The 12,060-nt window shown below is 44.1% G+C and carries 7 protein-coding genes; 6 read left to right on the top strand and 1 reads right to left on the bottom strand.

Features of this window, described 5'->3' with window-relative positions; translation table 11 throughout:
- Window positions 1-52: 52 nt before the first annotated feature.
- Window positions 53-469: a large-conductance mechanosensitive channel protein MscL gene (mscL, locus tag ACLWMH_RS04385; protein WP_411915529.1), complete on the top strand. Its 417-nt coding sequence runs from the start codon at window positions 53-55 to the stop codon at window positions 467-469.
- 99 nt (window positions 470-568) lie between these two features.
- Here mscL and ACLWMH_RS04380 read toward each other — a convergent pair whose 3' ends face one another.
- On the bottom strand, window positions 569-2,239 hold the full coding sequence (locus tag ACLWMH_RS04380) for a formate--tetrahydrofolate ligase (protein ID WP_411915528.1): 1,671 nt from the start codon (window positions 2,237-2,239) through the stop codon (window positions 569-571).
- Between the two features lie 333 nt (window positions 2,240-2,572).
- Here ACLWMH_RS04380 and ACLWMH_RS04375 point away from each other — a divergent pair, with 333 nt between their 5' ends.
- The 5 genes from ACLWMH_RS04375 to ACLWMH_RS04355 all read left to right on the top strand — a co-directional run bounded on the left by ACLWMH_RS04375 (window position 2,573) and on the right by ACLWMH_RS04355 (window position 11,552).
- The gene (locus ACLWMH_RS04375; protein WP_411915527.1) at window positions 2,573-4,993 is read left to right on the top strand and encodes an anaerobic ribonucleoside triphosphate reductase; all 2,421 of its coding nucleotides are present in this window, start codon (window positions 2,573-2,575) and stop codon (window positions 4,991-4,993) included.
- Between the two features lie 67 nt (window positions 4,994-5,060).
- Complete coding sequence (gene nrdG, locus ACLWMH_RS04370; protein WP_411915526.1) at window positions 5,061-5,546, top strand: anaerobic ribonucleoside-triphosphate reductase activating protein; 486 nt, start codon at window positions 5,061-5,063, stop codon at window positions 5,544-5,546.
- Between the two features lie 180 nt (window positions 5,547-5,726).
- Entirely contained in the window at window positions 5,727-7,583 is a 1,857-nt protein-coding gene (locus ACLWMH_RS04365; protein WP_411915525.1) for a 2-oxoacid:acceptor oxidoreductase subunit alpha, read from the top strand.
- 2 nt (window positions 7,584-7,585) lie between these two features.
- Window positions 7,586-8,635, top strand: a complete 1,050-nt coding sequence (locus tag ACLWMH_RS04360; protein ID WP_411915524.1) for a 2-oxoacid:ferredoxin oxidoreductase subunit beta — start codon at window positions 7,586-7,588, stop codon at window positions 8,633-8,635.
- A gap of 334 nt (window positions 8,636-8,969) precedes the next feature.
- Window positions 8,970-11,552: a thiol protease/hemagglutinin PrtT gene (locus ACLWMH_RS04355; RefSeq protein WP_411915523.1), complete on the top strand. Its 2,583-nt coding sequence runs from the start codon at window positions 8,970-8,972 to the stop codon at window positions 11,550-11,552.
- Window positions 11,553-12,060: the final 508 nt, after the last annotated feature.

Here is a 12,060-nt window from a genome sequence, read left to right as displayed (position 1 = left end):
TTGCAGTAGTATTTCGATTTTAAGTTTAAATGGTAGTAATGTGAGATAGTTTATGTCAAAGTTTATTCAAGAATTTAAAGAGTTCGCACTGAAGGGTAGTGTGATGGATATGGCAGTCGGTATAATTATAGGCGGTGCTTTCGGCAAGATCGTTGATTCGCTGGTCAAGGATGTGATTATGCCGCCTATTACCTTATTGACAGACAAAGGAAACTTCTCTGATCTGAAGTGGGTACTGCGCTCGGGAATTGAAGAAGCCGGAGAAGTTGTTCGTCCGGAGGTGGCTATTACGATAGGTAATTTTATTCAAGCACTAATTGACTTTTTAATTATTGCATTAGTCATATTTATGCTCGTAAGGGGAATTAATAAGCTGAGACGTACGAAAGAGGAAGAGCCTGCAGCTGCTCCTCAGCCATCTGAGGAAGTACAGCTACTTCGCGAGATAAGAGATAACTTGAAAAAATAATCTAAGGAGTAATGAAGTTAGAGAGCCGCTGTATGGTTGATTAACCATACAGCGGCTCTAAATATATAGGAAAATATAATTGGGTATAGATCCCTTCCTTTAACTTAGTCCTTCAATCTGACCATTAATTACATCCATATTCACAGCTTGAGGTTCCTTGGGCAAGCCCGGCATACGCATGATATCGCCCATGATAACAACAATCATCTCTGCACCTTTATTGATAACTATATCGCTCACTTTCATTTCAAAGTTGCGCACATCGCCATAAGCTTTCGGGTCGGTTGAAAACGAGTATTGCGTTTTGGCAATACAAATGGGCAAGTGCGCTAAGCCCATTTCGTTGATACTCTTGATGGCCTTAAAAGCTTTGGAGCTGTAAGTTACATTACTTGCACAATAGATATTTTTAGCAATTTGGTCAACCTTCTCTTCAATACTTTCATTGAGCGAATAAGCGTACTTTAGGGGCTGAGAAGGATTTTTCTCAATTGTGTCTACTACAAGGTGAGCTAATTCCACAGCACCCTCTCCACCTTCTGAAAACGCATTATTTACGGCAAAGCCTACGCCGAGCGTTTCGTTGCAGTACTTTTTTACCATAGCGATTTCGTCATCTGGATCTGAGGCAAAGCGATTAAAGCATACTACTACAGATTGTCCAAAGCTACGTAGGTTGTGTACATGACGTTCAAGGTTAACTAAGCCACGACGTGCACCTTCCATATCAGGCTCTTTGATGTCTCTCTCGGCAACTCCACCATGGAGTTTAAGTCCCTGTAGGGTTGCTACCAAAACGGTTAGCTTTGGTTGTAGGCCTCCCATGCGACACTTAATGTCAAAGAACTTTTCAGCACCCAAATCGGCACCAAAGCCTGCTTCGGTAATAGCATAATCTGCATAGGAAAGAGCCATCTTAGTAGCAATAATGGAGTTACAACCATGGGCAATGTTGGCAAATGGTCCACCATGTACAAACGCGGGAGTGCCTTCTGTGGTTTGTACGAGATTAGGCTTAATCGCATCCATCAATAGAATAGAGATGGCACCGGCAATACCTAAGTCCTTCACGGTGAAAGGTTGACCTGTTTTGGTGTATCCCAAGAGTATGTTTTCGATACGTCGCTTTAAGTCATCAAAATCATTTGCTAAGCATAGAATCGCCATGATTTCCGATGCCGGAGTAATATCGAATCCGGATTCGTGAGGTATACCATCTGTAACGGCACCAAGACCTGTTATTACGTTGCGTAAGGTGCGGTCATTGACGTCCAATACTCGTTTCCAAAGTACGCGTGAAAGCCCTTCGCAATTGTTGCGGTTTTGGTATATATAGTTCTCTAATAGGGCAGTGATCATATTATGGGCACTGGTGATCGCATGGAAGTCCCCTGTGAAGTGTAGGTTTATTTTGTCCATGGGGAGCACTTGTGCATGTCCTCCACCTGCGGCTCCTCCTTTCATCCCGAAGCAAGGGCCTAAAGAGGGTTCGCGAAGTGCTACAATAGCTTTTTTGCCTATTTTGTTGAGCCCCAAAGCAAGACCTATGGAAACGGTCGTTTTGCCTACTCCGGCTTTGGTTGGCGTGATGGCCGTAACAAGTATCAGATTATTTTTCTTGATTTGGTCCGGTCGCATCGCTTGAGGTGAGATTTTAGCTATGTAGTGCCCGTAAGGCTCTGCTTGCTCCGGTGCAATGCCCATGGCTTGAGAGATCTCCTGAATAGGTTTTAGCTTGGTTTCACGAGCTATTTCAATGTCTGTTTTCATCGTTTTTATTTCGTTTTATTACTATTAATCGTGTAAATTGCCTTCTTGGTACAAATATACGGAATCGCATGTTCTAAAGCACTATTAGACGGTATCCAAAAAGATAATAGTACAATAGAGAAAAATAATAATGTTCTTCAAAGGTGTAGTGAAGATGTATATAGGTTTTCCCTTCTTTCTCGTTAAATGTTGTATATTTGCAGGGTGACGGAATGGAACTATAGCACTACAGAGAAATCGAGATACTCCTCTTTTTCTGTACAGCTTCATGAGTCTCCTTACTGTCAAATAAAAACAGCTTAATGGATAGAAGAATAGGAGTATTCAAAAGGTATGGAATCAACTGAGACGACCCTTTATATTCTGAAGAGGGATGGTAGTGAGCAGCCGTTTGATGCGGACAAGATTCGCTCCGCCATAATGAAAGCTTATAGAGCCGGAGGAGTTCGACCAGATAGCTCCCGCATAGACCTTATTGTAAAGCGTATTGAAAGCTTCGCTCGAAACAATGAAGGAGAAAAACTGGCAGTAGAGCAGATCCAGGACATGGTTGAGGAAGCTCTTATGGGGCTTGACCCATTTATCGCTAAAAAGTACATTATCTATCGCGAATGGCGTAATGTAGAACGTGATAAAAGGACACATTTAAAACGTACCTTAGACGGCATAGTCTCAATTGAAAAGAATGATGTCAACTTGAGTAATGCCAATATGAGTGCTTACACACCGAGTGGCCAGATGATGACTTTTGCCAGTGAGGTGACGAAGGACTATACGCTTAAATACCTTTTGAGTAATAGATTTGCCAGAGCTCATAAGAATGGGGATATACATATCCATGATTTAGATTATTACCCCACAAAGACAACTACTTGTGTACAATATGACTTGGAGGATATCTTTACCAGGGGAATGTGGACAAAGAATGGAAGTGTTCGCACTCCGCAGAGTATCCAATCCTATGCAACGCTTGCTACTATAGTCTTTCAAACGAATCAGAATGAACAGCATGGGGGACAAGCTATACCGGCATTCGACTTCTTTATGGCACCCGGGGTACGTAAAACCTATACAAAGCACATTGCTTCTACACTTCTCCTTGCAATGGAACTTACCGGTGCAGAATCTGCCGAGCCTGTTAAGCTGCCGGAAGAAAAAGCAATACGTGATATCGTAGCAGCAGTAGCCCCGGCCCTCTCGGCAGATGCTCCGGATGCTGCTCGCTTAAAAGAAGCTATTGCATCTATTTGCCCCAACCTTTCATTAGAAGAGGTAAAGGTTTCGTTGGAGAATAGCTATGAACGTACACGTTTGGATACCCACCAAGCAATGGAAGGCTTTATCCACAACCTAAATACGATGCACTCCCGCGGGGGTAATCAAGTAGTATTTAGCAGTATCAACTATGGGACAGATACCAGCGAAGAGGGCCGTATGGTGATTCGTGAGCTACTAAAATCCACGGTTGAGGGTTTGGGACATGGGGAGGTACCTATTTTTCCCATCCAAATCTTTAAGGTGAAAGATGGTGTCAATTACTCTGAGGAGGATTGCAAGAAGGCGATGCGAAGCTTTGATGATGCTTTGGCGGGCAAGATAAAATTTGATACTCCCAACTTTGACTTACTTCTGGAAAGTTGCTACACGAGTGCGAAAGCTCTTTTCCCTAACTTCGTATTCTTAGATACACCCTTCAATAAGAATGAAAAGTGGAATCCGGACGATCCTCACCGCTGGTATTATGAGTTGGCAACTATGGGGTGCCGTACACGTGTATTCGAAAATCTAAGAGGAGAGAAGACGAGTATCGGTAGAGGAAATACCTCCTTTACGACCATCAATATGCCTCGTTTGGCGATTGAGGCACGCAGAACGGCAGAAGAGCGTTATCCGGATGCAGATAAGCACACCATTAGAAATGAGGCAAAGTGTATCTTTTTGGATAGCGTGCGTCATATGGCTGAGCTTTGTGCAGATCAGTTGTATGAGCGCTTCTCCTATCAGAAGACAGCTTTGGCACGTCAGTTCCCCTTTATGATGGGTAATGATGTATGGAAGGGTGGTAAAAACTTACAACCAACGGATCAGGTAGGAGATGTAATTGCAACGGGTACGCTGGGAATAGGTTTCATTGGTGGACATAACGCAATGGTCGCTATTTATGATGAGGGACATGCACATAATAAAGAGGCATGGCAAACCCTTTATCATGCCATTGAGACAATGAATGATGTCGTAAAAGAATACAAACGTAAGTATAACCTCAATTTCTCCGTATTGGCAACTCCTGCTGAAGGACTTGCAGGGCGATTTACTAAAATGGATCGAAAGAAATATGGGGTAATACCCGGAGTGACAGATCTAGAGTATTACGTTAATAGCTTCCACATCGATGTGAAAGAAGAGGTCTCCATGGTAGAGAAAATTAAATTGGAGGCTCCATTTCACGCAATCACAGGAGGAGGTCATATTACCTATGTAGAGCTGGATGGTGAAGCTAAAAAGAATCCCTCTGTGCTGTTGAAGCTTGTTAAGGTAATGCATGATGAGGGTATTGGCTATGGCTCCATCAATCATCCGGTGGATACATGCCGTGGTTGTGGTTATAAGGGTGTCATATTTGATAAGTGTCCTGTATGTGGAAGTGACAATATAACGCGTCTCCGCCGTATTACAGGCTACTTAACAGGCAGCCTGGAGAGTTGGAATAGTGCTAAGCGAGCTGAAGAGCGAGATCGCGTAAAGCATCATTAAGTCTTTCGTTTTGTGATAGGTAAGGCATCCCCTTTGTGAGGGTGCCTTAATGCTTTGCTCATCAGAGATGCATTTATTGAATCGCTATGGAGAAACTATTACGGATGGTCCCGGCTTGCGTTATTCCATATACTTGGCCGGTTGTCCACATCGCTGTCCGGGATGTCACAACCCACAGAGCTGGGATCCGGCAGGTGGTATCCCTCTCGATGAGCTTGTGCTTGAGGGAATAATAGAAGAGATATTGGACAATCCGTTGTTGGATGGCATTACTATTTCCGGGGGTGATCCCTTTATGTTTCCTGATGAATTAGCTGTACTGACTAAACGATTGAAAGAAGAAACAGGACTTCCCATATTGTGTTATACAGGTTATACGATTGAGCAAATAGAAACTAATCCGACACTTAGTAAACCATTACCCTATATTGATCTGCTGATAGATGGCCCTTTTGTAATGGCATTGAAGAAGCCTGACTTGCTCTTTAGAGGAAGTAGTAATCAGCGACTTATAGATCTTAATGAGCGTCGTAATAGTGCTTTATTGAGATAAAGAATGTACCTTTGCAAATAGTAAACATAAGGCAAGGAAGCTAAGAGAGAAATATACTGTTCGGGAGAACGTACTCTTGGTAACGAGAGGGTCCCTACTGGATGTTTTTGCTTCCTTTCTGTGAATGAGAAACGAAAAATAGTAATCATATAGTCATTTGGCTTATTACAAGAAGTTATCATGAATGAAACTAAAGAGGTGAGACGCCAGGAAGAGGTCGTAATACGCTTCTCGGGCGACTCGGGTGACGGCATGCAGCTGACCGGAACTATCTTCTCTGAACTTTCTGCTGTATACGGCAATTCAATTGCCACTTTCCCTGATTATCCGGCTGAGATACGTGCTCCGCAAGGAACTTTGGGAGGGGTGTCCGGTTTCCAAGTTCATATTGGTACTAATCCGGTATATACTCCGGGAGACTTTGCCGATGTGCTTGTAGCCATGAATCCGGCAGCCCTTAAAGTGAATATCAACCACATTCGTAAGGACTCTCTGATCATTATAGACTCAGATTCTTTCCAGCAATCTGATTTGGAGAAGGCTCTTTTCAAAACATTAGATCCGATCAAAGAATTGGGTTTGAATCCGGACCGTGTGCTTTCGGCTCCCATCTCTACGATGGTGAAGGATAGTGTAAAGGAGCTAAAGCTTGACAATAAAGCTGCTCTTAGATGTAAGAATATGTTCTCACTCGGTATCGTGTGCTGGCTATTTGATCGTCCATTAGAGCATGCTATTGATTTCATCAATCACCGTTTTGCTAAGAAAGAACTTATTCGTCAGGCAAATATTAAGGCGTTGAATGATGGCTACGACTATGCACACAATACGCACGCTTCTGTCGGCACTACTTACCATGTTGCCGGTCAACAGCAAGAGCCGGGCTTCTATATGGATATGAGTGGTAATAAGGCTACTGCATTAGGCTTTATTGCTGCTGCTGAAAAGTCCGGATTACAGCTTTTCTTAGGAAGTTATCCTATTACTCCCGCTACGGATATTTTGCATGAGCTGGCTAAGCATAAATCACTTAATGTGATTACTGTGCAGGCAGAGGACGAGATTAGTGGTATATGTACGGCAATTGGTGCTTCTTTTGGTGGCAAGCTGGCTATTACCTCTACTTCGGGTCCCGGTTTGGCTCTTAAGAGTGAGGCGCTTGGTCTCTGCGTAATGGCTGAATTGCCCTTAGTGCTTATTGATGTACAGCGTGGAGGTCCCTCTACCGGTATGCCTACGAAGAGTGAGCAGACTGACCTCATGCAAGCTTTATATGGTCGTAATGGTGAGTCGCCGTTAGTAGTGCTTTCTGCTAAGAGCACGGCCGATTGCTTCCGCGCTGCTTATGATGCTGCTAAGATTGCGTTGGAGCATATGACTCCGGTTATTTTGCTCACTGATGCATTTACGGCTAATGGCTCTGTAGCATGGAAGATACCTGAGTACGAAAAGTTCCCGGCTATCAAGCCTAACTATGTGAAGAATTATAAGGGTACCGAGCCTTGGAAGCCTTATTTCAGAGATGAGAAAACATTAGTTCGCTATTGGGCTATCCCTGGTGATGAAGGCTTCCAGCATCGTTTAGGCGGTTTGGAAAAGGATAACTTGACCAGTGCGATAAGTACAAATCCTGAAAATCACCAGTTGATGGTCAATAAGCGTCAACAGAAGATTCGCAACATCGCTGATTATATTGATCCGCTTGAGGTTGAAGGCGATAAGGATGCAGATCTGCTGGTTGTAGGATGGGGTGGTACTTATGGTCACCTTCACGAAGCTGTGGAGAGTATGCGTCTCAATGGAAAGAAGGTAGCCCATGCACACTTCCGCTTTATCAATCCGTTGCCTAAGAATACCGAAAAAGTACTTCGTAGTTATAAGAAGGTAGTTGTTGCAGAGCAGAATACAGGTCAGTTTGCTTCCTATTTAAGAGGATGCTTCCCCGGCTTCTCTCCGCTTCAGTACAATCGTGTAGAAGGACAGCCTTTTAATGTTGGTCTGTTGATAGAAGAATTTACCAAGATGATGGAGGAATAATCATGGCACCTGTAAATAAAGATATTAATACAACTGCCCCTACAGCAGTGGCATATACAGCAAAGGACTTCAAGAGTGACCAGTATGTACGTTGGTGTCCCGGTTGTGGCGACCATGGTGTACTGATGGGTGTACAGAAGGCTATGGCTGAGTTGGGTATAGCTCCCCATCAAACCGCAGTGATCAGCGGTATTGGCTGTTCTTCGCGTTTGATCTATTATATGGGTACGTATGGTTTCCATACGATCCATGGCCGAGGCGCGGCTATTGCAACCGGGCTTAAGACAGCAAGACCTGACCTAAGTGTGTGGCTTGCTTCCGGTGACGGGGATAGTTTGGCAATTGGGGGTAATCACTTCATTCATGCCATCCGTCGTAATATAGACATCAATATTGTACTCTTCAATAATCGTATATACGGACTTACGAAAGGACAGTATTCGCCTACGTCACCTCGCGGTTTCGTTTCGAAGAGCTCTCCTTACGGTACGGTTGAAGATCCGTTTAACCCTGCAGAGCTTACTTTGGGCGCACGCGGCCGCTTCTTCGCTCGCTCTTTTGATGTTGATATGCCTAATTTGGTCAACTGTTTGAAAGAGGGAGCCAAGCATAAGGGTGCTGCGGTAACGGAAGTCTTGGTTAACTGCGTAATCTTTAACGATGGTGCACATAAGTGGCTTTCTTCTAAAGAGGTACGTGCTGACAAGACTATTACCCTCGAACATGGTAAGCGCATGGTATTTGGGAAGGACTTGAATCGTGGTCTTGTATTGGATGGTCTCAAACTGAAGGCTGTAACAATTGGTGAGGATGGCTATACTATGGATGATATCCTCATTCACGATGCGCATGAACAAGATCCTACGCTGCATACTATGCTTGCTATGATGGATGGTGAAACGCTTCCGGTAGCAATGGGAGTAATTCGTGATGTAGAAGCTCCTACGTATGACGAGGCTGTACATGCACAGATAGAAGAACAACAAGCTAAGAATCCTACTCGCACTCTTCGCGAACTCTTTATGAAGAGTGATGTATGGGAGGTGAAGTAATCTCCTCCACTTAGCTGTATACTAGCAAAAAGGCCCTGCCACGTTAAGTGGGCAGGGCTTTTTTATTGGAAGAATACAATGAGAGCATGCAATTGAATGAATCCTTCGAATGCCTTTCTATAGGTAAGGAGACAAGATTACACTATGTAAATCCTTAGTCGATTTGGAGCCTTTTCCACACGAATCTGTCTTAAAAATGTGTATTCTGTTGCAATAACTGATTCTCATTTGTCAGAAAAAACTATCTTTGCGGCAGTTTAAAAGCAAATGGGGAGCTCTTAAAAGAGGGCTTTCTTTTTGACAAAAAACGAATATGGTAATAATAGAAAGATAAATGAGAAGAATCAGATTACATTTACTATCCTTGATTTCGCTTCTGTTTATGACCGCTATCATAGCAGAAGCAGCACCACGAACCGCCGGAGAGGCGAAGCGTCTTGCAGAGCAGTTCTTTACTGCACAGGCACTTTCCGTGCAAGGCAATATTCATTATGCTAATTCATGGGTTCTAACTTTAGAATCGGCACCTCGAGTAGACGGCACGCTCCTAAGAAATTCCTCTAATGACGATGCATGTTACTACTTTATATACAATCGCGGTGATCATGATGGCTTTGTAATTGTATCAGGCGACGATCGCCTCACTCCTTATATAGGTTATTCTACGACCGGTCATTTTTCGAGTGAGGATATGCCATCCAATTTAGCGGCTTTCATGGAGCACTGTCGCTTAGTGATTGCGAATCTACTTTCTGATGGCAGCGATTATTCTTGTAGTGATTTGCACCCGGAGCCTCATCAAAATGGACTTCGCAGTAGTGTAGCGCCACTGCTCGGTGGAATCTTGTGGAATCAGAGTTATCCGTGGAATAATCAAACGCCTACCAGGCAGGGCGAACATATGCCCGTCGGCTGTGTAGCTACTGCTTATACGCAGATTATGCGTTATTATCGTTGGCCGGATCAAGGGGAAGGTAAATACTCTTACTACGACAAATCATCGCAAAAATACCTTTCTGCCGAATTCAATGTTAATTATGATTGGGCTAATATGCCGGAGTCACTGCCTACTCCTCAGGCTGCTACATCTGCTCAAGAGAAAGCCCTCGCCACATTATCTTTTCATGCCGGTGTAGCGGTTGATATGGCTTACTCGCCGGATGGAAGCGGTACTTACTCGCCCTATGTACTCAGAGCCTTGAAGGAGCATTTCCGCTACGACAAGGGTGTCGCAATGAAAAGACGAATCGACTTTACCCAGCGTACTTGGGAAGCTATGATCATGGCTGAGTTAGACGCAGGATGTCCTGTCTATTACTCCGGTTACGGACAAGGCGGGGGGCATGCTTTTGTTTGTGACGGCTATAATAGTGAAGGCCTTTTCCACTTCAATTGGGGATGGGCCGGTATGAGTAACGGCTACTTCAATCTCAATTTCTTAGTTCCTTCCGCAATGGGTATCGGAGGTGGTGCCGGTGGAGGATTTAGCATGGGGCAGGAAATTATTGTAGGCTTCAAGCCCGACCGCAACGGCTCTTCTAAAGAATACAACGACCCGCTGCTCTGCACCAATAAATCCGACATTCGTTTGTTGGGTGGCTCCGACATTTCCATTAGTGCAGAAGCTTCTGCTTTCCTTAGCGATAGCTATAAGTATAAAGGCAAAATAACGGTGGGTATTACCAAGGTCGCCTCGAGCGATACTATTTGGGTTGAAGATATTGCGATGGATGTGGAGTTCATCGATCTGTTTGATGAAATGCCCTTCAGTGTATCTAAGCATGCTTACGGACCTATGGATGAGGGTACCTATGAAGTGTTCCTCGGACATTTGGCTACTCGTCCCAATGGAGCCAGGTATTGGCGTGCCAATTCTCAGTATCAATGGGGTACGGTAGGAAGTCAATTCTACACGATCAAAAAAGAGAATGGGAAGTACACCGTGACGCATGAAAAGATGAAATCCCGCTTCAACTTGCAGGCGGTAGACAGCTCCTTTGATTATAAAATTGTCCGTTATAGCGAAAGCTATATTTCCATAGACCTTAAGAATACGGGTAGCAAGGAGTTTCACGGTCCTCTCTATTTAGCCAGAAGGCAAGCCGATGGCTATATGAATGTTATTGCGAATATGCTTCCTGCAGTTGATGCGGGCAAGACGCAAACGATAAGATTCGACGTGCCCCGCTTCCCATACAGTGATAATAGCTATTCCTTAGTCCTCTATTATTTTGATGAGTTGGATGAAGTGCAGGAAATTGTGTTGCCTAAGTACACGATATCGGCTACCGATGATTATGCCAACGCTGTAATTATGGAGCCTGTGGATGAGGTATTGGTCTATGGTAAGAAGGAAAATGAACTCTCACCCATACGCTTTAAGAAGATCGGTCCGTGGCAAAATGATCAATCAACTCTTTATCTTCGTTGGTTACTGGTTAAAGCAAATGATCAGAGACAAGGATACGATTCGGATTGGGAGCAAATAGATTTTACCAATGGAGAAGTTGAGCTGAGTCTCAGTCCGAAAAACTTATATCCGCGTAAAGGGGAAATGCTTATATTCAGAGCCGTTCTCTTTGATCTTTCCACAAACAAGATTGTGGACATGATGGAGTGTAAACAGTTTCTCGTAAGGGTGGTGGCTGACTTGCCTAACGAGAATATAGTAGCACAGCAAGTTGAGGTTAAGCTATTCCCCAATCCTGCTGCTGTAGTAGCTAATTTGCAGGGTGTGATGCCTCATTCCGAGGTAAGCCTGTATGATATGGAGGGACGCCTTGTACAGACGCTTTGGGCCGGTGCTGATGGTGCGCTCGGCATTTCACTGGCTGCTTTGCCCGAAGGACAGTATTTGGTAAGCTGTAAGGATATAGCCGGCCATTCGGTTGCAAAGCAATTATCGGTTGCCCGCTGATAGTCTTTTAGATTTTCATATACTGAAATGCTGCTTTCCCTATGTGGAAGGCAGCATTTTTTATCGCTACAAGTGGGTGGAAAAGTGGCGAAGAATCAGATTTTTCTTTCCATCTAATTAGAGAAAAGGCTATAGGGTTTCCACAAAAAGGCTATAGGGTATTTCGAGAAAGGCTATAGGGTTTTGATCAAAACCCTATAGCCTTTTGTGCGTTTTGATGCGATAAAAAAGTGAATAGTAGGCAAGAAAACAACGAAAAAGTGGCTACAAGTGCGCAGTAAGTAAGGAACAAAGGGGGAAAAAGTCCGTACCGGAGGACGCAAAGTAGCGAGAATGCAGAAGGAAAATAGGGGAGTGTGCGTGCAACATAGTGAATAAATGGGAAGTTTTGTCGGAAAGCGTCGGGTGAAGGTGCGCTGCGGTGGGGCGGTTTCCCCATAGAAGTTTGTGGAAATGTACGCAAGAGCAAGGACGAAAGTGCGCAGATGTGGGGTGGCTCCTTCGGTAA

Origin of the sequence: Porphyromonas miyakawae (assembly GCF_045865415.1) — a bacterium.
GTDB classification, from domain to species: domain Bacteria; phylum Bacteroidota; class Bacteroidia; order Bacteroidales; family Porphyromonadaceae; genus Porphyromonas; species Porphyromonas miyakawae.
This window is presented reverse-complemented; position numbering and strand designations above follow the sequence as displayed.

What these genes read in the sequence shown, in the direction of transcription:
- ACLWMH_RS04375 (WP_411915527.1), top strand. Translation starts at nt 2,573, where the DNA reads ATGGAATCAACTGAGACGACCCTTTATATTCTGAAGAGGGATGGTAGT.
- ACLWMH_RS04365 (WP_411915525.1), top strand. Translation starts at nt 5,727, where the DNA reads ATGAATGAAACTAAAGAGGTGAGACGCCAGGAAGAGGTCGTAATACGC.
- mscL (WP_411915529.1), top strand. Translation starts at nt 53, where the DNA reads ATGTCAAAGTTTATTCAAGAATTTAAAGAGTTCGCACTGAAGGGTAGT.
- nrdG (WP_411915526.1), top strand. Translation starts at nt 5,061, where the DNA reads ATGCATTTATTGAATCGCTATGGAGAAACTATTACGGATGGTCCCGGC.
- ACLWMH_RS04380 (WP_411915528.1), bottom strand. Translation starts at nt 2,239, where the DNA reads ATGAAAACAGACATTGAAATAGCTCGTGAAACCAAGCTAAAACCTATT.
- ACLWMH_RS04355 (WP_411915523.1), top strand. Translation starts at nt 8,970, where the DNA reads ATGAGAAGAATCAGATTACATTTACTATCCTTGATTTCGCTTCTGTTT.
- ACLWMH_RS04360 (WP_411915524.1), top strand. Translation starts at nt 7,586, where the DNA reads ATGGCACCTGTAAATAAAGATATTAATACAACTGCCCCTACAGCAGTG.